The sequence below is a fragment of the Pseudomonas sp. Q1 genome (genome assembly GCF_009935975.1).
In the GTDB taxonomy this organism is placed as follows: Bacteria; Pseudomonadota; Gammaproteobacteria; order Pseudomonadales; family Pseudomonadaceae; genus Aquipseudomonas; species Aquipseudomonas palleroniana.
Map to the genome: position 1 here is coordinate 158139 of NZ_QODI01000005.1, position 23057 is coordinate 181195.

Annotated in this window: 21 protein-coding genes; 10 read left to right on the forward strand and 11 right to left on the reverse strand. The window is 60.6% G+C overall.

Annotated elements, in window-relative coordinates; all coding sequences use genetic code 11:
• Positions 1–2 precede the first annotated feature (2 nt).
• From DK870_RS09845 to DK870_RS09855, 3 genes are all read right to left on the reverse strand, one after another.
• A complete protein-coding gene (locus DK870_RS09845) occupies positions 3–1757 on the reverse strand; it encodes a bifunctional alpha/beta hydrolase/class I SAM-dependent methyltransferase (RefSeq protein ID WP_161548536.1) in 1755 nt (584 codons plus the stop codon).
• Positions 1758–1768: 11 nt separating this feature from the next.
• Positions 1769–2389, reverse strand: a complete 621-nt coding sequence (locus tag DK870_RS09850) for a CDP-alcohol phosphatidyltransferase family protein (RefSeq protein ID WP_060756590.1) — start codon at positions 2387–2389, stop codon at positions 1769–1771.
• Between the two features lie 237 nt (positions 2390–2626).
• Complete coding sequence (locus tag DK870_RS09855; RefSeq protein WP_161548538.1) at positions 2627–4420, reverse strand: hypothetical protein; 1794 nt, start codon at positions 4418–4420, stop codon at positions 2627–2629.
• Positions 4421–4667: 247 nt separating this feature from the next.
• Here DK870_RS09855 and hflK (DK870_RS09860) point away from each other — a divergent pair, with 247 nt between their 5' ends.
• From hflK (DK870_RS09860) to cfaB, 8 genes are all read left to right on the forward strand, one after another.
• Positions 4668–6584 carry a protease modulator HflK gene (gene hflK, locus DK870_RS09860; protein ID WP_161548539.1) on the forward strand — a complete coding sequence of 639 codons (1917 nt, stop codon included), beginning with the start codon at positions 4668–4670 and terminating at the stop codon, positions 6582–6584.
• Positions 6585–6593: 9 nt separating this feature from the next.
• Positions 6594–7595 (forward strand): protease modulator HflC, encoded by a 1002-nt coding sequence (gene hflC, locus DK870_RS09865; protein WP_161548619.1) that lies wholly within the window; start codon positions 6594–6596, stop codon positions 7593–7595.
• A complete protein-coding gene (gene hflK, locus DK870_RS09870) occupies positions 7592–8626 on the forward strand; it encodes a protease modulator HflK (protein WP_161548541.1) in 1035 nt (344 codons plus the stop codon). Before hflC ends, hflK (DK870_RS09870) begins: the two co-directional genes overlap by 4 nt.
• Entirely contained in the window at positions 8623–10509 is a 1887-nt protein-coding gene (locus DK870_RS09875; RefSeq protein WP_161548543.1) for a cation-translocating P-type ATPase, read from the forward strand. The genes hflK (DK870_RS09870) and DK870_RS09875 overlap by 4 nt, the downstream gene beginning before the upstream one ends.
• Positions 10510–10627: 118 nt before the next feature.
• Entirely contained in the window at positions 10628–10879 is a 252-nt protein-coding gene (locus DK870_RS09880) for a hypothetical protein (protein WP_060756595.1), read from the forward strand.
• Between the two features lie 66 nt (positions 10880–10945).
• Positions 10946–11791, forward strand: a complete 846-nt coding sequence (locus DK870_RS09885; protein WP_161548545.1) for a DUF692 domain-containing protein — start codon at positions 10946–10948, stop codon at positions 11789–11791.
• On the forward strand, positions 11782–12570 hold the full coding sequence (locus tag DK870_RS09890; protein WP_161548546.1) for a DNA-binding domain-containing protein: 789 nt from the start codon (positions 11782–11784) through the stop codon (positions 12568–12570). Before DK870_RS09885 ends, DK870_RS09890 begins: the two co-directional genes overlap by 10 nt.
• An 87-nt stretch (positions 12571–12657) precedes the next feature.
• Positions 12658–13842 (forward strand): C17 cyclopropane fatty acid synthase CfaB, encoded by a 1185-nt coding sequence (cfaB, locus tag DK870_RS09895; RefSeq protein ID WP_060756598.1) that lies wholly within the window; start codon positions 12658–12660, stop codon positions 13840–13842.
• Positions 13843–13895: 53 nt separating this feature from the next.
• Here the strand turns inward: cfaB and cls are convergent, their stop codons facing one another.
• Entirely contained in the window at positions 13896–15335 is a 1440-nt protein-coding gene (cls, locus tag DK870_RS09900; protein WP_060756599.1) for a cardiolipin synthase, read from the reverse strand.
• 130 nt (positions 15336–15465) lie between these two features.
• Here cls and DK870_RS09905 point away from each other — a divergent pair, with 130 nt between their 5' ends.
• The gene (locus DK870_RS09905) at positions 15466–15987 is read left to right on the forward strand and encodes a DUF3617 domain-containing protein (protein WP_161548549.1); all 522 of its coding nucleotides are present in this window, start codon (positions 15466–15468) and stop codon (positions 15985–15987) included.
• Here DK870_RS09905 and DK870_RS09910 read toward each other — a convergent pair.
• From DK870_RS09910 to folE2, 6 genes are all read right to left on the reverse strand, one after another.
• Positions 15984–17321: a dihydroorotase gene (locus tag DK870_RS09910; RefSeq protein WP_161548550.1), complete on the reverse strand. Its 1338-nt coding sequence runs from the start codon at positions 17319–17321 to the stop codon at positions 15984–15986. The two genes, DK870_RS09905 and DK870_RS09910, sit on opposite strands and share 4 nt — an antisense overlap.
• A gap of 3 nt (positions 17322–17324) precedes the next feature.
• A complete protein-coding gene (locus DK870_RS09915; protein WP_060756602.1) occupies positions 17325–17885 on the reverse strand; it encodes a DapH/DapD/GlmU-related protein in 561 nt (186 codons plus the stop codon).
• Positions 17886–17955: 70 nt separating this feature from the next.
• Positions 17956–18834, reverse strand: coding sequence for a metal ABC transporter substrate-binding protein (locus tag DK870_RS09920; RefSeq protein WP_060756603.1), 879 nt, complete (start codon positions 18832–18834; stop codon positions 17956–17958).
• 11 nt (positions 18835–18845) lie between these two features.
• Complete coding sequence (locus DK870_RS09925; protein ID WP_161548552.1) at positions 18846–19712, reverse strand: metal ABC transporter permease; 867 nt, start codon at positions 19710–19712, stop codon at positions 18846–18848.
• Positions 19712–20380: a metal ABC transporter ATP-binding protein gene (locus DK870_RS09930; protein ID WP_161548554.1), complete on the reverse strand. Its 669-nt coding sequence runs from the start codon at positions 20378–20380 to the stop codon at positions 19712–19714. The genes DK870_RS09925 and DK870_RS09930 overlap by 1 nt, the downstream gene beginning before the upstream one ends.
• A complete protein-coding gene (folE2, locus tag DK870_RS09935) occupies positions 20377–21267 on the reverse strand; it encodes a GTP cyclohydrolase FolE2 (protein WP_161548556.1) in 891 nt (296 codons plus the stop codon). The genes DK870_RS09930 and folE2 overlap by 4 nt, the downstream gene beginning before the upstream one ends.
• Positions 21268–21395: 128 nt before the next feature.
• On the opposite strand from folE2, the gene DK870_RS09940 reads away from it, so the two are divergent.
• Positions 21396–22619 carry an N-acetylmuramoyl-L-alanine amidase gene (locus DK870_RS09940; RefSeq protein ID WP_161548558.1) on the forward strand — a complete coding sequence of 408 codons (1224 nt, stop codon included), beginning with the start codon at positions 21396–21398 and terminating at the stop codon, positions 22617–22619.
• On the opposite strand, the gene DK870_RS09945 is transcribed toward DK870_RS09940, so the two are convergent.
• Positions 22616–22984 (reverse strand): hypothetical protein, encoded by a 369-nt coding sequence (locus DK870_RS09945; protein ID WP_060756608.1) that lies wholly within the window; start codon positions 22982–22984, stop codon positions 22616–22618. The genes DK870_RS09940 and DK870_RS09945 overlap by 4 nt on opposite strands.
• Positions 22985–23057 lie beyond the last annotated feature (73 nt).

Here is a 23057-nt window from a genome sequence, read left to right on the forward strand (position 1 = left end):
GTTCAGATCTTCTGTGCCAGGGACACGCTGAAAATGCCCCATTCATCCACGCGTTGGGTGATCTTGCGAAAGCCCGCCGCTTCGACCAACTGATCCATTTCCGCCTGGCTGCGACGGCGCATCACCCAGGCTTGGCCCTGGCGGTGGCTGGTCAGTGCACGCGCGATCAATTCCAGTTGCGGGTGCCACGGTTGGCCGGTGTAGACCAGGTAACCGCCGGGCTCCACCGCTTCGGCAAGGCCGGCCAACGAACCGCCGACCATGGCGTTATCGGCGAACAACTCATACAGCCCCGACACTACCGCCAGGGTTGGCTTGGGGTCCAACGCCGCCAGATCCGCCCGGTCAAAGGCATCGCCTTTGACGAACTGCGCGATATCCCCCAGGCCTTTCTCGCGAATCAGTGCGCCACCATCGCGCACGTTGATGTCGCTGTAGTCACGTAGCAGGATCGATTCCGGCAGCGGCGACACGCCCTGCAAGGCTTCCAGAATATAGCGACCGTGGCCGGCGGCAATGTCCACAATGCGTACTTGGCGATCATCGGCACGCAACTTGGCCATGGCCAAACGCAGCAGTTCCTCGACGTTGAGCTTGCGTTGGCGAATGCCGCGCCAGCCGATGGAGTTGAGGTAGTTGCTGTCGATCATCCGGCCCAGCCCGCCCTTGCCGCTGGGCTTGTTGCGGTACACATAGTCCAGGGTGCTGCCGGAGTCGAAACCGGTGTCGAAGCCCAGTTTCACCCCCTCCGACAGGGTTTTGCCCAGGCCCATGCTGGCGCGGGTCATGCGCCAATACAGGTCGCGCAGGGAATTACGCGGCAGTGGCGCTGCGAGGGCTTCGGACTCGGCGCAGGTGGCGCCCAGCTTATCGGCATCCAGCAATGAGGCGCGGTCCAGCGGCTGGGTGAAGTTTTGCAGGATAAAGCGCTTGGCACTGCTCACAGCCGGCGCACGGTCGCGTTCGCCAAGGGTGTCGTGGAAGAAGCCAGGGAGGATGTGCAGCTCTTTCTTCAGGCTGCCCAGGCGGTCGAAAAATTGCTGCTGGGGTTTGCGGTGCACCACAAAGTCGGAACCGGAGATCAGCAACTGCGTCGGCACCTGGATCGCCTGGGCATCGGCGACCACCCGATCAGCCGCTTCGTACAGGCCCAGCAGTACATTCACCGAGATGGCCTTGGTGATCAGCGGGTCGCTGTCGTAGGACGCCACGCGCTGCGGGTCGTGGCTGAGGAACTTGGCCTTGACGTAACTGTTGACGAAAAAATTGCCGCGAAACCTGCGCATCAGTGCCAGGCCCGGGCGTGCGAAGGGCACGTAGAGCTTGACCTTGAACGCCGGGGAGGCGAGCACCAGTACACGGATTTTCGGCGCGTAATCATGGACCCAGGTCGCCGCGATCACCGCGCCGACGCTTTGCGCGATAACGGCGAAGTTTTCTTCTGCAATGCCGTAGGTGGCGCCAATGTGGTCGCAAAAGGTTTGCACGTCACGGGCGCTGGTGGCGAAGCTGGGGCTGTCGCCACGCTCGCCGGGGGACTGGCCATGGCCACGGGCGTCCCAGGCGAAGAAGTCAAAGTGCGGCAGGTCGAGTTCGTCAACCAGATGGGCAATGCGCCCCGAATGCTCATGCCCGCGATGGAACAACAGGATTGCCTTGCGCGGCTCATCACTCGAAGGTGCGCTGGCCGGCCAGTGGCGGTAGAAAAGCTCGACGCCATCATGGGTCGTGAAGGTGTGCTCTTGTTGTTCGCGCATCGCAAAAATCCTTATGCAATCGGGGAGGTTTGTTCTTCTTTGAGGCCCTGGCGCACACGGTTGACCAGGGTGTAGGCGAGCAGGGCGGCAACCAGCCACATCAGCGTGTCGACCCAACCGGCGCCGAGCCAGCCGAGCGCCACACCGGTGGCCAGCACGCCCAATACAAAGGCACGGTCGCTCTTGCCCATTGGCCCGTCATAGCGGCGTGACGCACCGACCATCGGCCCCAGGACCCCGGCGTATTCGCTGAATACCGCCAACAGCGCTACCAGCACCACCGGTACCAGACTGACGCCGGGAATCAGCGCGAACGGCAGGATTAGTGCGCTGTCGGCGATCACATCACACAATTCGTTGAGGTAGGCACCCAGGCGCGATTGCTGGCCGAACTCGCGGGCGAGCATGCCGTCGATGGCATTGAGGGCCATGCGCAGGATCATCCACACAGGGATCAGCGCAAACAGCCACAGATGTTGGGCAAAGCCTGCGACCAGCAGGCCGACGAGCAAGGAAACGACCCCGGCCAGTACGGTGATCTGGTTGGCGGTGGTGCCATTGTCGTAGAGACGCTGCACGAGGGGGCGCAGCAGGTTTTGAAAGCGTGGCTTGAGTTGGTAGATGGAAATCATGGGGGGTGACGCTTCCTTGTCCGTTAACCCGTGAAAAACTGTGCTGAAGTGTGCCGATTTCTTGCCGCGGACTCTAGTGATGGCTCACCTTGGCCGCGTGTTTCTTGAGTTTTTGCGAAGTAGGACAAATCCTTTCGGACTGGTTGTCCCAAAAGTCGGGCCAGCAAAAAACAAGTGCCCGAGCGTTCCAAACGAGCGGGCACCGTTGAGAGGGCGGAACCTCAGGTTCGGAGCCCTTTACGCATAAATAATTTCGGAGTCGCGCCCGCTATATTCAATGACCATTCGTTTATTGGGCTTTCCGTATTCCGAATTGGTGATTTCTATGACCCGCAGCGAGTGCTCGTAGGTCTCATCTTCGCGTCGCCATGAAGGTTCCTGGCTGAAGACGCTATCGTTGTTTTTTAATTGGGTCCCCATCCTGTTTATTTTTTCAATAGCTTCTTTTTGGGCGGTACTGTCGATGTTGGAAATAGCCGTGTTCCGATGGTTTTCATCAATGATCGAGTTTGCTTGCGCCTTAGCATCTTCATGTGTTTCAACCAGGATCTCGCGCATGGACTTCAGCCCGTAAAAGCTAAGGAGCATGTCAACCGGAACCTTGTCATCTTTGATCGGCCGAAGTTTAATTCCGGTCTGGAAAGGTGCAACGACTTTGGCAACATCATTCAGCGGGTCAAGAGCTCCGGAATAGGCCGGGAATTGTTTGTCGAACTCATCGGCCGTATAACTTTTTGATTCGTTGCCCACCGTGGCATGGAATGTTCTAGTCTCAGGGTCAAAACTGAATTCACGGGCATTATTTTTTTTAGCCCACTCCGTAAGCGCTTTGTTTTCAAAGGCCTGATTGATTACACCGATCCAACGGTAAAACGAGGTGCCTTTTTCAAATGTTATCTCTGGAAGCGGTTTCGTAAATGCTTCTTCTGTCATCGTGGACATTATGTCGCCGATGGATTGGGAGAGCTCATAATCGGCAGGATTTTTGTGTTTAAGGGGCCATGCATTTAGATCCCGGTGGAGTTGGTCGGCAGACGATTCATATTCCACGACATATTTGGGCTGTGTCACAAAGCCTTCGTTGATATTTTGCAACCTGCGTTGCTGGCGTGAGAGTGCCCAGTCATTCTCCGGAAGGTTCAAGGTGTGTTCCGGGAATGCCTTGATTTTCTGCAGTTCTTTGCCCCATGCCGTGGAGGCCTCCTTGGTTTCTGGCGGCTTGATCCCATAGAAATTCTGAATCACATCAAGCGGTGCCTTGCCCTGTGGCCAGGCCGTGAATGCCACATCACTTCCCTCTGGCGCCAGCTTCTTGCAGGCATCGATCACTGGCTCAAGCCCCTGGCGAGCAGTCGGGTATCGCTCATAAAATTGCTCAACCGACATGCTCAAGGTGCTTCCATCATTTCTGACAAATTGAACCTTTTGGTATTTTGAGTCGTAGCTCAAACTGCCGGGAGTAATTTCATTGGTCTCGTACCACTTTTTCAGGATATTACTGGAGAATGCATTTCTTAATTGCTCAAGCCAACCATGAATTGTCGAGTTTTGATTGACGTCAATCATGGGCTGACTGTCAGTGGCCGGATCGTGTTTTAGCATATGCTTGGATACGGTCTGGCTCAGCTTGTAATCGCCCTCTTCATATTTATGTTCTTGTTCATATTCATCCAAGGTCAACGTAAGGCCGTCGGCGGAGTCGTCTTGATCCGCGACTTTTTGACGAACGGGTGGTTTCTCCGGAGGCAGATAACCCCAGAGATTTCCGTAGATTAGATAGTATTGATGCAATGCACCTCCTCCCTGCATGTGAATGACCGGTTGAGAACTCTCCGAAGGGGTGTTGACGGAGCGTGTCTTGCGTTGGGAAATTTGGTTGAAGTTGTCTTGGGCGTTTCTAGCGTCTATTGCCGATTTATCTTTTGAACGGACTTCAGTCTCGTGCTGTGGCACTTCTTGCTTAGGAGGTGTAACTGAATTTGTTGGATAGGAAAAATTTACGTTATGAGATGGATTGAAACTGATGGCCAATTCTCTGCTTCCTGTAGGACTGATAGTTGCGCCTATGTAATAAAATAGACGTGTCTTTGTGTGAAGCAAAGCAAGTGAAGCGTTCCAGCCAACTATTTATCTAAGTGTTTCTTTTACTTGTTTATGCAGTGATCCTGGATTCACAGGGCGGGCTGTGTTGAGAGCCCGTGTTCGATGCCTCATGGCCAAACAGAAATTTCACGTTTTTTGTTATAGGATAACGATCGGTTTTAGGTGGGTGTTGTGAATGCAAGTGGATCTAGAAGCTGACGGCGCTTCGGTTGAGGGCCTGCCGCGTTTTCAACAAGGGTTGTTCCATGCCCGTCGGTTGCGCCAGGCCGGCATCAGCCTGACGACCCTGGCGGTCGCGGGTTGGGTGCTCGCCCTGTTCGTCGCATTGTTCGCCCCGCTATCGATCTGGCCCGTGGTGCTGATCAACTGCTCCTCGGCGTTGCTGGTGCTGGTGGCCGGGTTGCAATCGGCGTGGTGGGTGGCCGATTGGCGCGCCCAGTCGCTGGAAGAGCCGAGCGTCGATGTGCCCGTGGCGGACACGGAAGGTTACACGCGGCTGATCGGGCGTCTGGGTAGTGGCCTGTTGGCGCAGATCGGCACCCCGGTATTGTGGTTATGCGGTTGGTCTCTACTGGTGCTGGTCAGCATCTTCGAGTTCTGGAACCTGGCGTTGCCCGCCGCCGCCGTAGGCCAGTCCGCCAGCATCGGCGCTGCCTTGGCGTTGGCGCTGGCCTTCGGTTTGCTGGTGTTCGAGCGCCGCCTGGCCCAGGAAACGCTGACGCAATGGCCGGAAGCCGCGCAATTGGCGCAATTGAGCCGGGTGGCAATCATCTGCCTGGTGATCAGTGCAATTTGCCTGTTGTTTGCTGGTGCCGAATCGGTCTGGCCGTTGCGGCTGGCGACGCTGATGGGGCTCTTGCCGGCGTTGGTGGCTTTGGAGTTCCTGCTCAGGGGCGTGCTGTCGTTGTTCAGCCCGCGCCAACCGCGCCTCGAACCGCGCTTGATGGCCCAGAGTTTTATTGCCGGGCTGCTGCGCTGGCCGCCGCAACCCCTGCTTGCCTTGCAGCATGAATTGCACAACCGCTTCGGCATCGACCTGCGCCAGATCTGGGCGTTTACCTACATGCGCCGGGCGTTTCTACCAGTGTTGCTGGTGGTTCTCGCCGTGGGCTGGTCGCTGACCGGCGTGCATGAAGTGCCCCTGCAAGGCCGTGGGATTTATGAACGCTTCGGTAAACCTGTTGAAGTCTTCGGCCCTGGCCTGCATGCCGGTTTACCGTGGCCGCTGGGGCGCGTATTGAATGTGGAGAACGGCGTGGTGCATGAGCTGGCAACCAGCGTCAGCGAAGCCGCCACGCCCGAACTGGCTTCTGCCGAAGGCCCGGCGCCGACGATTGCCAACCGGTTGTGGGACGCCAGCCATGTGAATGACAAGTCCCAGGTGATCGCCAGCAGCAGCGGCGACAAGCAGAGCTTTCAGATCGTCAATATGGACGTGCGTTTTGTCTACCGTATCGGCCTGACCGATCAGGCCGCGCTCGCCGCCACTTACAACAGCGCGGATGTGCCGACGCTGATCCGCAGCACCGCCAGCCGTATTCTCGTGCACGACTTTGCTTCACGCACCCTCGACGAACTGCTGGGTGAGCAACGTACCAGCCTCGCCGATGAAGTGGGCCGGGCGGTGCAGGCAGACCTGAACAAGCTCGACAGCGGTGTGGAAATCCTCGCTACGGTGGTGGAGGCCATTCACCCACCGGCCGGTGCGGCCAACGCCTATCACGGCGTGCAGGCGGCGCAGATCGGCGCCCAGGCACTGATCTCCCGTGAGCGCGGAGCCGCCAGCGAGCAAACCAATCAGGCGCTGCTGCAAGCCAGCACGGTACGCGACCAGGCCCAGGCCAGCGCCCGCGAAGTGAACGCCGGCGCCCAAGCCGCCGACCTGCGTTTTGCCGCTGAACAGAAGGCTTACGCCACCGCAGGCAAAGCGTTCGTGTTGGAACAGTACCTTGGCCAACTCAGCCAGGGCCTGGCCAGTGCCAAACTGCTTATTCTGGATCACCGCCTGGGCGCCGATGGCGCGCCGACGATCGATCTGCGTTCTTTTACGTTGCCGGCTGACCCAATGGCGCCGCGCAAAGCCGTTCAATAAGGAGTTTGTCTGTTGAGCGCTCATTCTCACGATCATGACCACGGTCACCACCACCACCATCATCATGGCCACCACCATCACGGTGATGAACACGCCGCTGGCCCCTTCCCCTGGCGGCGAATGGCCTGGGCCGTGTTGCTGGTGCTGTTTGCGGTGGCGGCGGCGAGCCTGGTGCAGGTGCGTTCCGGCGAAGCCACGGTGATAACGCGCTTTGGCAACCCGTCGCGGGTTCTGCTGGAGCCGGGCCTGGGCTGGCGCTGGCCGGCGCCGTTCGAAGCGGCGATCCCCGTGGACCTGCGCCTGCGCACGACCTCCAGCGGCTTGCAGGACGTGGGCACCCGCGATGGCTTGCGCATCATTGTGCAGGCTTACGTGGCGTGGCAGGTGCAGGGCGATGCCGACAATGTGCAGCGTTTTATGCGCGCCGTGCAGAACCAGCCGGATGAAGCGGCGCGGCAGATTCGCACGTTCGTGGGCTCGGCGTTGGAAACCACGGCGGCGAGTTTCGATCTGTCGAGCCTGATCAACACTGACGCCAGCCAGGTGCGCATCGCCGATTTCGAAGCGCAGTTGCGTCAGCAGATTGATCAACAATTGCTCACTACCTATGGCGTGCGCGTAGCGCAAGTGGGCGTGGAGCGTCTGACCTTACCGTCAGTGACCCTCACCGCTACCGTCGACCGCATGCGTGCCGAACGTGAAACCATCGCCACCGAGCGCACTGCCGTGGGCAAGCGTGAAGCCGCGCAGATTCGTTCCGCTGCCGAGCGCGATGCGCGGATCGTGCAGGCTGACGCCACGGTGAAAGCCGCCGATATCGAAGCGCAATCGCGGGTCGAAGCCGCGCAAATTTATGGCCGCGCTTACGCAGGTAATCCGCAGCTGTATAACCTGCTGCGTTCGCTGGATACCTTGGGCACCGTGGTCACGCCAGGCACCAAGATCATCTTGCGCACCGACGCCGCGCCGTTCCGCGCACTGGTCGATGGGCCCAAGGACATCCAGCCATGATCGAGCGTGACAACCCGGACAGCCCATGGATCCAGGCCGGGCGCCTGACCTTCGTGGCGCTGTACGCGGTGACCGTTTTGGCGGCGTTGGCCTGGGCGTTTTCCAACGTACGCCAGATCGACCCGCAGAATCGTGCGGTGGTGTTGCACTTCGGCGCACTGGATCGGATTCAGAATGCCGGGCTGCTGCTGGCCTGGCCGCAGCCGTTCGAGCAAGTGGTGCTGTTGCCGGCGGCGGACCGCGTAATCGAGCGTCGGGTGGAGAATCTGCTGCGCTCCGATGCGGCGACGCAGGCTGATCGCGTGGCCAGTTTCGCCACGCCGTTAAGCGATTCCCTGGCCGGCTCCGGTTACCTGTTGACCGGTGATGCCGGCGTGGTACAGCTGGATGTACGGGTGTTCTACAAGGTCACCGAGCCCTACGCGTTTGTGCTGCAGGGCGAGCATGTGCTGCCGGCCCTGGATCGCCTGGTCACCCGCGGCGCCGTGGCCCTGACCGCCGCGCGCGATCTGGACACGATCCTGGTGGCGCGCCCTGAATTGATAGGCACCGACAACGGCGCCGCCGAGCGCCGCGAGCGACTGCGCGGGGACTTGGTGCAGGGCATCAATAAACGGTTGGCCGAGTTGGCCACTACGGGCTTGGGGTTGGGCATCGAAGTCACTCGCGTCGATGTGCAGTCGAGTCTGCCGGGCCCGGCGGTGAATGCGTTCAACGCGGTACTGACCGCCAGCCAGCAAGCTGATAAAGCGGTGGCCAATGCGCGCACCGACGCGGAAAAACTCACCCAAACCGCCAACCAGACGGCTGACCGCCTGGTGCAGGTCGCCCATGCCCAGGCCAGCGAACGCCTGGCCAATGCCCAGGCGCAAACCGCCACCGTCGCCAGCCTGGCCCAGGTGAAAGACCCCGGCTTGCTGCTGCGTCTGTACCGCGAGCGGTTACCGAAAATTCTCGGCCAGGCCGGCTCCGTGACCACGGTCGATCCTAAAGACGACTCCCGCTTGATTATCCAGGGAGCCGAACAATGAGCGCACCCATGCTGACTTCAGCCGAGCAGCGCAGTGCTGCCCGGCAATTGACCTTGGCCATGCTGGCCCTGGGGTTGTTGATATTGGGCTTGGTGTGGCGCTGGCTGGCGCCGGACCAGACAGGCGTGAGTCAGTTGTTGCTGGGCGTGGCATCGTTGCTGGTGGCCGTACCCGTGATGCGTTCGGCCTGGTACAGCCTGCGTTTTCCCAGCCTGCACGGGATCACCGATCAACTGATCGCCCTGGCGATGCTCGGTGCCTGGGCCACGGGCGATCTGCTGACGGCTGCGTTGCTGCCGATCATCATGATCTTCGGTCATGTGTTGGAGGAGCGCAGCGTGATCGGCTCCCAGGAGGCGATCCATGCCCTGGGCAAACTGACCCGCAGCCATGCGCGGTTGGTGCAGGCCGACGGCAACATTGTCGAAGTGGATAACGGAACGCTGAACACTGGCGATATCGTCGAAGTGCGCGCCGGTGATCGGGTGCCGGCTGATGGCGTGGTGCTGTCGGGGCAGGCGAGCCTGGATACGGCGCCGATCACTGGTGAATCGGTGCCGCTGGAAGCCAGCGTGGGGGTGCAGGTGTTTGGTGGGGCGATCAACCTCGATGGCTTGCTGCGCCTGGAAGTGACCCGCACCGGTAACGAGTCGACCTTGGGCAAGGTGATCGCGCTGATGCAGAACGCCGAACGCTCCAAGCCGCCGATCACGCGGCTGCTGGAGCGTTATGCCGGCAGTTATATGGTGCTGGTGCTGTTGTTGGCGGCGGTGACCTGGTTTGTGACCAATGACGCCCAGGCAATGCTGGCGGTGCTGGTGGCGGCGTGCCCGTGTGCCTTGGTGCTATCAGCACCGGCCACGGCGATTGCCGGGATCGCCGTGGCGGCTCGGCATGGGATCCTGATCCGCAGCTCGGCGTTCCTGGAGGAATTGGCGGACCTGACCTCGTTGGTGGTCGACAAGACCGGGACGCTGACCTTTGGCACGTTGCGTCTGCAATCCATCGAAACCACCGCAACGGATCGGCAGGTGTTGTTGAATCTGGCGGCCAGCCTGGGTTCGGCCAGCAGTCATCCGGTCAGCCGTGCGTTGGCGGGCCTGGCGACCCAGGAGCAAATGCTCACACTGACCGACATCCGCGAACGCCAGGGCCTGGGCGTGGTGGCACAGACCGAACAGGGCGAAGCCGCGCTGGGCCGGCCGGAGTTGTTCGAGCAATTGGGTATCGCGACAACGTCCGTTCCGAACCACGACGGCCCGATTGCCGGGTTGGCGTTGAAGGGGCAGTTCCTGGCCTGGCTGCTGCTGGCCGATAGCGTCAAGCCGGAAGCACGCCAAGCGCTGCAAGAGCTGCGCGAGCTGGGCCTGGGGCGCCAGCTGCTGCTGACCGGCGACCGTCAAAGCGTCGCCGACAGCCTGGCGTTGGACGTGGGCATCAGCGATGTCGAAGCGCAAGCCTTGCCGGAAGACAAGCTCAACCGCGTGCTGGGTGAGATCGGCAGTGGTTTCCGCCCGATGGTGGTGGGCGACGGTATCAACGACTCCCTGGCGCTCAAGGCCGGTGTGGTCGGCGTGGCGATGGGCGCGGGTGGCGCGGACATCGCCCTGGCATCGGCGGATGTGGTGCTGATCGGCAGCGACTTGCGGCGCCTGGGCACCTGTGTGCGCTTAAGCCGCCAGTGTCGACACACTTTGCAGGTCAACGTCGTCATCGGCCTGGGGTGGACCCTGGCGATCGTGGTGTTCGCCGCCTTTGGCTGGCTGGGAGCCGCAGGCGCAATGATTGCAGCGGTATTGCATAACCTCAGTACGTTGTTGGTGCTGGGCAATGCTGGGCGTTTATTGCGTTTCCAGGAGCCGCTTTTGAAGCTCGAGGAATAATTTCCGGAAGTTTTTTCAAAAGGCTGTAACGCCGCCAAGGGACCTCACTCTAGTGGTGTGTCGAGACTGAACAAACCGTTCAGACCGGCACCCACTATCGAACTCTGAGGAACCAAAAATGAACATCAAGAATGCCGTTTCCGGTGCTGCCCTGGCCATCGCTGCCGCCACTATGTTTGCTGGTGTTGCTACCCAGGTACAGGCCGCCGACGCTACTGTTCATTGCTACGGTGTGACTTCTTGCAAAGGCATGAATGACTGCAAAACCGCTGAAAACGCTTGCAAAGGTCAGGCGGTCTGCAAAGGCCACGGCTTCAAGGCCATGAGCAAGGCAGCGTGTGACGCGGCTGGCGGCAAAGTCGGCGAGTAACCGGCAACCGAGTGCAACCGCAGCGGATGCCTTTTCCGCTGCGGACACTTTGCCCAGGAGTGCATCATGTCCGCTTCCTTTCCGAGTCTGGGTTACGGCCTGGGCCTGCGCAGTGAGTACTACCAGCAGATCCTTGAACAATCACCGGCGGTGGATTGGTTCGAGGTCATCTCTGAGAATTATCTGGTCCAGGGCGGTAAAGCCTTGTATTACCTGGAGGCGATAGCCGAGCGCTATCCCCTGGTGATGCATGGCGTGTCCTTGTCCATCGGTGGGCCCCATGCCCTCGATACCGATTACCTGAAGCAAATCAAACAGCTCGCCGTACGTCTGCAATCGGCGTGGGTTTCCGATCATCTGTGCTGGAGCCGCGGCAGCGCGCATCAGTTGCATGATTTGCTGCCGTTGCCCTATACCGAGGAGAGCCTTTACCACGTGGCGGCGCGTGTTCTGCAAGTGCAGGACGTACTGCAGCGTCCACTGGTGCTGGAAAACGTCTCCAGCTATGTGCGTTCCAAGGCAGATGAATTTACCGAATGGGAATTCCTCAATGCCTTGACCCACCTGACGGGCTGCCAGTTGTTGCTGGACGTCAACAACGTCTACGTCAGCTCGCGTAATCACGGCTTCGATGCCTGGACTTTCATCCGCAACCTGCCGCCACACAGCATTCGCCAACTGCATCTGGCCGGGCATATGGACTACGGCGACTATGTCGTCGATACCCATGACCATCCCGTGTGCGATCCGGTGTGGGCGCTGTATCAACAAACCCTGGAACACCTGGGGCCGATCTCGACGCTATTGGAGCGCGACGATCATTTTCCTCCGTTTGAAGAGTTGCTCACCGAGCTGGGCAAGGCTCGTGAACTGGGCGCTGCTGCGCTGGCCAGGAGGTCGCTATGCGCCTGACCGACTGGCAATTGGCCTTTGAGCAGCATCTGTTATCCGCAACCCCGGCGGCCAACAGCGGTTTTGCCGACACGTTGCTGGGGGGGCCGACGCTGGATGTCGACACGGGCCTGGCGATCTATCACAACGCCTACCTGGCGCGGCTGCAGGAAGTGCTGCGGCATGACTTCGGCGCCATCTGGTATTGGCTGGGGGATGAAGAGTTTGCGTCTCTGACCGAAGCCTACGTGCGTCGTTATCCGTCTGCCCATTACAGCTTGCGCTGGCTGGGCGAGCGGTTCCCTGCGTTTATCGTCGAGCATTTGGTGGCTGAACAGAGTGCGCCGCTGGCTGAACTGGCGCGGTTCGAATGGGCCTTTACCCTGGCATTCGATGCGCCACAGGGTGAGCCGCTTGGCTTGGATGACATGGCGCAACTGCCGCCTGCAGACTGGCCGGGTTTGCAGGTCGCCCTGGTACCTTCGGTGCAGCAGATGCCGTGTCATTTCAACAGCGTGGCGATATGGCGTGCAAGCAAGGATCAGTCGGACTTCCCCGGCAGTCACGCACTGGCGCCGGCACACAACTGCCTGGTATGGCGGCACCAGAACGTGTGCCACTACCGCAGCCTTGAACCTGATGAAGCGTTTGCCCTGGCGGGAATGGTGACCACCGGCTGGAATTTTTCAGAACTGTGCGCGCAATTGGTAGTCACCTATGCAGAGGGTGCACCACTGCAGGCGGTTACGTGGCTTAAGCAGTGGGTCCAGGATGGTTTGCTCGAACGTAGAGCCCCATAGAAGAGCACTATCAATTCGATAGCCTCCTACTTTGTCTTCTGATGGTCTACCCTCACTCCAGACGTCTGAAACAAGGGGGGACTACTCATGCTCGCGCAACTTCCACCGGCCTTACAGAATCTTCAGCTACCGCTGCGTCTTCGACTCTGGGACGGCCATGAATTCAACCTGGGCCCTGCGCCCAGTGTGACCATCGTGGTGAAGGACCCCACGGTCGTGTCCCAACTGACCCATCCAACGCTCGATTCACTGGGCGAAGCCTTCGTTGAGGGCAAATTGGAGCTGGAAGGCTCCATTTCCGAGGTCATCCGGGTGTGTGACGAGCTCAGTCATGCCCTGATCGACGACGACGAGGGGAGTCGTCCGGTGCGCTCGATCCACGACAAGGCCACCGACGCTGCGGCAATTTCCTACCATTACGACCTGTCCAACGAGTTCTACCAGCTGTGGCTGGATCAGGACATGGCGTACTCCTGCGGTTATTTCGAAACCGGCAGCGAAACCCTCGACCAGGCCCAACAAGACAAATTTCGCCACCTGTGCCGCAAACTGCGGTTGCAGCCGGGTGAGTATTTGCTCGACGTAGGCTGTGGCTGGGGTGGGCTGGCGCGCTTTGCGGCGCGGGAGTTCGGGGTCAAAGTATTTGGCATCACCTTGAGCAAGGAGCAGTTGGCGCTGGCCCGGGAACGGGTGAAAGCCGAGGGCCTGGAAGACCAGGTGGACCTGCAATTGCTCGACTACCGTGACCTGCCTCAGGATGGCCGGTTCGACAAGGTGGTGAGCGTGGGCATGTTCGAACACGTCGGCCACGCCAACCTGGCGCAGTACTGCCAAACCCTGTTTGGCGCGGTGCGCGAGGGCGGTTTGGTGATGAACCACGGTATTACCGCCAAGCACACTGACGGTCGTCCTGTCGGCCGCGGCGCCGGGGACTTCATCGAGCGTTATGTCTTCCCCAACGGCGAGTTGCCGCACCTGGCGATGATGACCGCCGAGATCAGTGAAGTCGGGCTGGAAGTGGTCGACGTCGAAAGCCTGCGCCTGCATTACGCACGCACCCTGGACCACTGGAGCGAGCGCCTTGAGGACAACCTTGAAGCGGCGGCGCAGATGGTGCCGGAGCAGGCCTTGCGGATTTGGCGGTTGTACCTGGCAGGCTGCGCTTATGCGTTTGCGCGGGGCTGGATCAACCTGCACCAGATCCTGGCGGTGAAACCCCATGCCGATGGCAGCCATGAACTGCCGTGGACACGGGAAGATCTCTACCGCTGACGTTCAAGACACCTGAGTTCAAGTGTGGTGAGGGGTTTGCCCCCCTCCCACATTTAGAGAATCGGGGAGATCAGTCGTGCGACCCGCATGCCCAGTTGTTGCAGGCGGCGGGTCTCGCGGCTTTCTTCCTGGCTGACTTCATGGGCCAGGGCGAAGTCGTCCATTAGCATTTGCTCAACTTCGCCGGCAAACGCCTCATCCACCGTCAGTAACATCACTTCAAAATTCAGTCGGAACGAACGGTTATCCATGTTCGCACTGCCGATCGCGCTGATTTCGCTGTCCACCAACACCACTTTCTGATGCAGAAAGCCCGGCGTGTAGCGGAACACGCGCACCCCGGCGCGTACGGCTTCGATCGCGTAAAGGCTGGACGCAGCGTAGACGATGCGGTGGTCGGGACGTGAAGGCAGCAGTAGGCGTACGTCGACGCCGCGCAGCACGGCCAGGCGCAGCGCGGAGAACACGGCCTCATCGGGGATGAAATACGGGCTGGTGATCCACACTCGCTCGGTTGCCGCGTGGATGGCTTCGACGAAAAACAGTGAGCAGGTTTCATACGAGTCGGCCGGCCCACTGGCGAGCAGTTGGCAGAGTACGCCGTCTTCGGGGTAGGCGTCAGGCAGGATCAGCGGCGGCAACTTGCGCGCGGCCCAGAACCAGTCTTCGGCAAACGACTCTTGCAGGCACGCCACCACCGGGCCGGTCACCTGTACGTGAGTATCGCGCCACGGGGCCAGGGGCGGCTTTTTGCCCAGGTATTCGTCACCGACGTTATGCCCACCGACAAACCCGGTGATGCCGTCCACCACCACGATCTTGCGGTGGTTGCGGAAGTTGACCTGGAAACGGTTGAGCCAGCCGCTGCGCGTTGCGAACGCCTTGACCTGTACGCCTGCGTCGCGCAGCGATTGCACGTAGTGATGGGGCAGGGCATGGCTGCCGATGCGGTCATACAGCATATATACGGCTACGCCCTGAGCAGCCTTTTCCTTCAGCAGGGCATGCAACTGCCTGCCCAGTTCGTCGTCATGAATGATGAAGAACTGGAACAGCACGGCGCTCCTGGCACTGCGGATCGCGTCGAAGATTGCACTGAAGGTGGCATCACCATTGATCAACAAGCGCACTTGGTTGTTGGCCAGGCACGGCATGCGTCCCAGCTTGGGCATTGCGCGCAGCGACGCGTAGGCGCTGGAGTTGCGTGCGGCGAGGGCTTCTTCGACCCAAGGGCGCCAGTTCAGCTCGGCAATGGCGGTGTGCATTTCCTGGTTGGCCTGGCGGCGTGCCTGGATATAAGCGTCGAAGGTGCTGCGGCCGAAGATCAGGTAAGGGATCAACGTGAGGTAGGGCATGAACATCAACGACAACGCCCAGGCGATCGAGCCTTGGGCGGTCCTGACGGTCAGCACAGCGTGGATCGCGGCGAGAGTCCCGAGAAAATGCAGCGTGGCAATGAAGTAGGCGAGCAGGTGCGGGCCAAAAAAATCCATGGACGACATATCTCCAGACAATCGACTGCCTAACAGACCATGAACGGCTGCGAATGTCGCTATTTTATTTGCCGTGCAACACTGGCGCCTTTGCGGCGTCTAACGCCCACAATTACCCAGGAGTTACTCGATGAATGCTCGTCTGCTTGGTTTGGCCATGGTTGTTGGATTGTCGCTGCCCGTGGCGGCTCAGGCGCAGATGCTGGCGCCGGGGTTGTGGGAATTGACTACCAGCAATATGAAAGTTGATAACCAGGACTTGCCGGACCTTTCGCTGATCCTCGGTCAGCTCAAGCAACAGATGACTCCCGAACAACGTGCAATGCTGGAAAAACAGGGCATCACCATGGCCGGCAAAGGCGTGCAGGTGTGCCTCACGCCTGCTCAGGTCGCCTCCGATTCGATCCCGCTGACCGATCCGCAATCGGGCTGCAGGCAGGAAGTGACCGACAAGACCGGCAACCAGTGGAAATTCCGTTTCAGTTGCCCGAAAGCCCAAGGTAGTGGCGTCGCCACCTTCCAGAGCCAGAAGGAATTCACCACCACCGTCAACGGCACCTTCAATGCCACTGGCATCCAGCAGAAGGGCAGCCTCGACACCCATGCCCAGTGGCTGGGCAACGACTGCGGTACGGTCAAACCCCGCGCTTAACGCAAAAAATGCAGGGGCAAGCCCTGGCAACTGTCGACGACCTGGCCGTTGTGCCACGCCAGGTGGCCGGACACCAATGTGGTGCTGACGCTGTGGCGAAAGCTGCGTTCGGCAAACGGTGTCCAGCCGCAGCGTGCCAGGATCGGTTGACTGCTGACGGGTTTGCCTTTGGGCTCGGGTTGGATCAGCACCAGGTCGGCCCAATAGCCTTCGCGTAAGTAGCCGCGTTCGGGAATGGCAAACAGGTCAGCCACTCGGTGGCTGGTCTTCGCCACCAGCGTGGTGAGCGGCAGGTGCCCGTCAGCCACCAACTCCAGCAATGCCGGCAACGCATGCTGCACCAGCGGCAGCCCGGACGGCGCTTCTCGATAGCCCAGCTGTTTCTGCGCCCAGGTATGCGGGGCATGGTCGGTGCCGATGACATCCAGGCGATCACTCAACAAGGCACGGCGCAGAGCGTCGCGGTCGGCGCGGGTCTTGATGGCCGGGTTGCATTTGATCTGGTGGCCGAGACGGTGATAGTCGCGGTCATCGAACAACAGGTGGTGCACGCAGACCTCGGCGGTGATGCGTTTTTCAGACAAGGGTTTGTCTTCGAACAGAGCCAGTTCGAGCGCGCTGGTCAGGTGCAACACATGCAACCGCGTGCCGTGACGTTGGGCCAACTCCACGGCAAACGAAGACGAGCGGTAACAGGCCTCGGCATCGCGGATCAGTGGGTGGGCAACGGCGGGAATCCGTTCGCCGAAGCGCTCGCGCAGACGCTGTTCATTGGCCAGGATGCTGGGCGTGTGTTCACAGTGGGCCAGCAGGAGGGTCGGCACTTCGGCAAACAGTCGCTCCAGAATACGCGGGTCGTCCACCAGCATATTACCGGTGGAGGCCCCCATGAACACTTTGACCCCGGCGACTTCCCGTGGGTCGAGGGCGGCCACGGTATCGAGATTGTCGTTGCTCACACCAAAGTGAAAGCCGTAATTGGCCACCGAATTCAAGGCGGCGCGGCGCTTTTTATCGGCCAGCGCCTCCAGGGTCAGGGTGGCAGGGTGGGTGTTGGGCATGTCCATGAAACTGGTGATGCCGCCGGCCACCGCTGCGCGGGACTCGCTGTAGAAGCTGCCTTTGTCCGGCGCGCCAGGTTCGCGAAAGTGCACCTGGTCGTCGATCATGCCTGGCAGCAGCCATTGACCCTGGGCGTCGATCTCCACCGGCTCGTTGCCGCCTTCGATGCTGCCGGCGATTTTCTCGATACGGCCATTGGCGACCAGCACATCGGCGTCGAACTCCAGGCCTTCATTGACCAGGCGGGCATTGCGGATCAGCAGGCGGCTCATGGCTCAGAACTCGTTTTGCAGGGCTTTGTAACCCCGCACCAGGTCGACGTTGGTGCGGGCCACGTCTTCGGAAAACTCCGAGGCGCTGACACTGACCGGCGGGAACTGCGACAGGTCGGTGTGAGGCCCGATGCGCGTGGTGGACGGCACGTAGAAGGCGGCGGGCAAGTCGCGGCCGTCGACCACCGAGTTGTGGCGCACCACACAACCGTCGCCCACGGCGCAGTTGAACAGCACGCTGTTGAAGCCAATGAACACTCGGTCGCCGACGGTGCAGGGGCCGTGGACGATGGAGCGGTGCGCGATGGAACTGAACTCACCAATCGTCACCGCCGCGCCGGATTTGGAGTGGATGACCACGCCGTCCTGGATGTTGGAGTTGGCGCCGATGGTGATGGGGTCCATGTCGCCGGACGCGTCGACTTCGTCGGCGCGGATCACGGCATAGGGGCCGACGAACACATTCTCGCCGATGATGACTTTGCCGCAGATGATTGCGGTCTTGTCGACGTAGGCCGATTCGGCGATCACTGGGAGATCGCCGGAAGGGTTCTTGCGGATCATGCGTCAGGCTCCGTAATGATAGGGACGTAATTGCCAGGGGCCGTCTTTTCCCGGTCGAGCATGCACAAGGTCATGGTTTGCTCAGGGCGGCGCACAGGGTGTTGAGGTTGTATTCGAACAGCCCGGTGAAGGTGCTGGCCGGGCCCTCTGCGGCGAGGGCGTCGGAGTACAGCGTGCCGCCGATCTGCGCGCCGCTTTCGTCTGCAATCTGCTTGAGCAGGCGCGAGTCCTTGATGTTTTCCATGAACACGGCCTTGACCTTGTCTTTGCGGATCTGGGTGATCAGCGCTGCCACTTCGGCGGCCGAAGGCTCACGTTCCGTCGACAGGCCCTGAGGTGCCAGGAACTGGATGCCGTAGGCCTGGCCCAGGTAGCCGAACGCGTCATGGGAAGTGACGATGCGACGGTTGCCCGCCGGCAGTGCGCCGAATTTGGTTTTGGCTTCGGCCAGCAGGCGGTAGATCTCTTTCAGGTACGCCTGGCTGTTGCGCAGGTAATCGGCCTTGTTGGCCGGGTCGGCTGCCACCAGCGCCTTGGTGATGTTGTTCACGTAGATTTCGGCGTTGGCCAGGTTGTGCCAGGCATGTGGGTCGGGGATGGTTTCACCGTCTTCTTCCATGGTGTGGGAAATCACGCCTTTGCTGGCGGTGACCACGGTTGCCTTGGTTTCGGTGCTGGTCACCAGGCGGTCAAGCCACGGCTCGAAACCCAGGCCGTTCTTGATGATCAGCTTGGCCTTGAGCAGCGCCTTGGCGTCATCCGGGGTGGGCTCGTAGGTATGGGCGTCGGCGTCGGGGCCGACCATGTTGCTGATCTGGATATGATCGCCACCGATCTGGTGGGTGATGTCATCGAGAATACTGAAACTGGTAACCACCTGGAGTTTGTCGGCGGCCTGGACCATCGACAGCGGTAGCAGCAGGCTGAACAGCACGAGTAGAGCGCGCATCGGGAAACACCTCATTGGGATGTAAGCAAAGGCGGGCGGCGCAGCAAGCCGTGCACCGGACCGAAGACCACGGACAGCAGGTACCCGCCGCCAGCCACCAGCACGATGGCCGGGCCGCTGGGTAGCGAGTAGTAGAACGACAACAACAGGCCCAACCACACCGACAGGCATCCCAGCACCGCCGAGACGGCGATCAACACCGGCAGGCGCCGGCTCCAGAAGCGTGAAGCGATGGCCGGCAGCATCATCAAGCCCACCACCATCAATGCGCCGATGGCCTGGAAGCCAATCACCAGGTTCAGCACCACCAGGGTCAGGAACAACCCGTGTGCGAGGGGGCCGAGGCGACTGGCGGTTTGCAGGAACAGCGGGTCGAGGGTGTCCAGCAGCAGCGGCTTATAGATCAGTGCCATGGCGACCAGGCTGAAACCGGACACCCAGAGCATGCCTGTCAAAGTGGTTTCATCCACGGCCAGGGCGGAGCCGAACAGCAGGTGCAAGAGGTCCAGGCGCTTGCCGGCGAGGCCGAGGATCAGCACGCCGGCGGCGAGTGAGATGGGGTAGATGGCGGCGAGGCTGGCATCTTCACGCAGGCCGGTGCGGCGGGTGATCCATGCGGATAAACCCGCCATGCTCAGACCTGCGCCGAGGCCGCCGATGGTCAAGGCAGGCAGGCTGAGGCCGGCGAACCAGAAGCCCAGCGCGGCGCCGGGCAGGATGCCGTGGGCGACGGCGTCGCCGATCAGGCTCATGCGCCGCAGGATCAGGAATACCCCGAGCGGCGCTGTGCTGCAGGCGAGCACCAGGCCGCCGATCAGCGCGCGGCGCATGAAGACGAAGTCATGGAAGGGCATCCACAGGTGGGCGGTGAAATGCATCAAGCCACCTGCATGTGCGGTTGTGGGCGGATCAGTTCCTGGCTCGACCCGAACACGCAGCCAGTGCTTTTGATGTGTACCACTTGCTGGGTGTGATGGCGCACGGAGGCGAGGTCGTGACAAACGATAACCACGGTGCGGCCTTCCTCATGCCAGGCATGTACATGTTTCCAGCACAGCGCCTGGCCTTCTTCATCGAGCGCCGCGTGAGGCTCATCCAGCAGCAAGACTGGCGCCTCAGCCAGGCTCATGCGAGCGAGCAGTGCACGCTGCAATTCGCCACCCGACAACGCCATCAATGGGCGGTGCTCAAGGCCGCTGAGGCACCAGTCTTTCAGTACTGTTTGCAGACGCTGGCTGCGTTGCTGCGGGCTGAGCTGGGTGCCCCAGAAGCCGGCGGCGACCAACTCTTGCAGGCTGATGGGGAACTGGCGATCGAGGTGTTGTTGCTGGGGCAGGAACGACAAGCCGCCGCGGCGTGGCACCTCCACGCTGACTTTGCCGGCCAGCGGCTTTTGCAGGCCGGCGATGACTTTGAGCAGGCTGCTTTTGCCAGTGCCGTTGGCACCAATGATCCCTGTAAGGCTGCCTTTTGCCAGCGTGAGATCCAGGGCGGGCGTCAGTGGCTGGCCGGGAGCGCCCCAGCGTAAGGCGGTGCAGGTGATCATGCAGAGGGTCTCGTCCAGCGGCTTTCAGCCACGGCATCATGCGCGTGCAGGCTTTCGGCGTGGATCACTTTCAGGTGGAAGGCTTTGACGGCATCCGAGCGTTTCAAGGCGAGGTTCAGGCGGCGGGCGGCGTCTTCGCAGAACATCAGGTTCTGCCCGTTGGCCAGGGCGAAGGCTTGTTCGTCCGCTCGTTTCACTGCGGTCTGTACGGCGGTGCCCAGGGCGGCTTCTGCGTCATTGATCAGGTCAGTGAAGGGCAGGTGCTCGCCTTGCAGTTGAACGTGCAATTGAGCGCTGCTGCGTTGGCTATGGGGAGTGGCAACGATGCCGCTGGCGCTGCCGAGCCAGGTCAACACGTCCGCATGCTGCAACTGGGTATTGGCAAAATCCTGGAGAAATTGCTGCTGAATCAACTGCCTGGCGAGGGCTGCCGAGCATGGGCAGGTTGAGGAGTAGGTAACGTCAATTTTTAGTTCCACGTGGAACATCTGGTTTTCCAGACGCGCTTCGATGCTCACCGGGTAGCTTTTCCAGCCGGCCAATGGACTGACGAGTGCCGGGCGTTTCAACAGCAAATCCGTGTGAATACGCAAGTAGGCGTTCTTAGATAATCCTTCATGACTGTCGAGAAAACGTTGAAGTACATTACGCAGAAGTGCAGGCGTCAGAAGCTGCTGATCCAGCATTTCCAGGGCCAAGTACAAGCGTGACATGTGAATGCCACGGGCCGCGCCATCGTCCAGGCTGACGCCGGCGTCGGCAGTGGCGGTCAGGCGTTGGCCGTCGATAAGGATGGGCAGGGCGATACCGCACATGCCCACCCATTCGAGTGGCAAGGCTTGGCGTGAAGCCTGCGCGGCGATATCCGGCAGAGTCAGCGCATTCATGGGCAGGTCCATCGTTGGAAATAAAAAGACATGTTATATTATAACTATTGAGTCGACGATGATTTTTCTGCTTCAGCCTTTCTTCAGTCAAGTCGAGCAGGGACGCTCCTTTATTTGCGGTATTTGCCATGCACAGACGTCAGCTCCTTAACTTGCTGTTGGTCAGTCCCCTGTTCACCTTGCCTTTGGGGGCTTACGCCACGCAGATTCGCAATGCGCGCCTGTGGCGCTCGGATGACAAACTGCGGTTGGTGCTGGATCTCAGCGGTCCGGTGCAATACAAGACCTTTTCCCTGACCGCACCGGAACGGGTGATCATCGACCTGAGCGGTGCCGGGCTCGCGGGGGATTTTTCTCAGCTGGCATTGAAAAACAGTGGGATCACCTCGATCCGCTCCGGGCATTTCGGCAAGAACGATACCCGTATCGTGCTGGACCTGGCCGCGCCGATGCAGCTCAACAGTTTTCTCTTACCGCCGCAGGATGGCCAAGGTCACCGCCTGGTGCTGGATCTGACTAATGCCACCCACGCGCCTCGCCTGATTGCCTCAGAAACGGCGCCCCCAGCAGTTGCATCAGCGGCGACGGTAGATAAAGCGCACCCCAAGCGTGACATCATCGTGGTGGTCGACCCCGGCCACGGCGGCAAGGACCCAGGTGCCGTTGGCTCCAAAGGCCAGCGCGAAAAAGACGTGGTGCTGTCCATCGCGCAGTTGCTGGCTAAACGCTTGAAGCGCGAGAAGGGCTTCGCCGTGAAACTGGTGCGCAATGACGACTTCTTCGTGCCGCTGCGCAAGCGCGTGGACATCGCCCGTCAGCACAAGGCCGATATGTTCATCTCGGTGCATGCCGATGCCGCGCCACGGCTGACGGCCTCCGGGGCGTCGGTGTATGCACTCTCCGAAGGGGGGGCTACCTCTGCCACGGCGCGCTTCATGGCTCAGCGCGAAAACGGCACGGACCTGCTCGGCGCCACCACGTTGCTCAATCTCAAGGACAAGGACCCGATGCTCGCGGGGGTGATTCTTGATATGTCGATGAACGCCACCATCGCGTCCAGTCTGCAATTGGGCAGCTCGGTACTGGGCAGCCTGCAAAACATCACCACGCTGCACCAGAAACGCGTCGAGCAGGCAGGCTTTGCAGTGCTCAAGTCACCGGATGTACCGTCGATCCTGGTGGAAACCGGGTTTATCTCCAACACTCAGGACGCTCAGCGGCTGGTGACGGCGCGTCATCAACAAGCGGTAGCAGATGGCCTGTTCGAAGGCTTGAAAAAATACTTCCAGAAGAACCCGCCGATGAACAGCTATATGGCCTGGGTTCAGGAGCAAAAGAACGGCCAGGTCTAACAACCGGTGATACGGCTGCACGTGAACTTGGCGCTGGCGCCACCTGAACTGGAGAACCGGTTGAGGGTGGTCCAGCCCACGCGCCGGGTGTAGCCGACCCACGCCTCACCATCGGACGCCAAACCGGTAAAGAACGTCAGCTGGCCGTAACGGCTGTTGGTCTGCGCCCAGTAGCGTTTGCCGATCACCTCGAACCCGCGCAAATACGTGGTGCTGCCGACAGTCGCCACGCTATAGGCGTTCCCCAATGGGTCCACACAGGCCAGCAAGTTGGCGCTGCGCGTGCAATTGGCCAGCAGGCTCGGCGCTTGAGCGTGGGCTTGGCCTGCCGCAGCCAACAAGAGCGCGCACAACAGGTATTTCATCGGGGTTCTCGCAACAAGAGAGTGTTCCAGCATTGCGCCCTTCGTCGTAACGAGCAAGGGGGATTGGCTTATT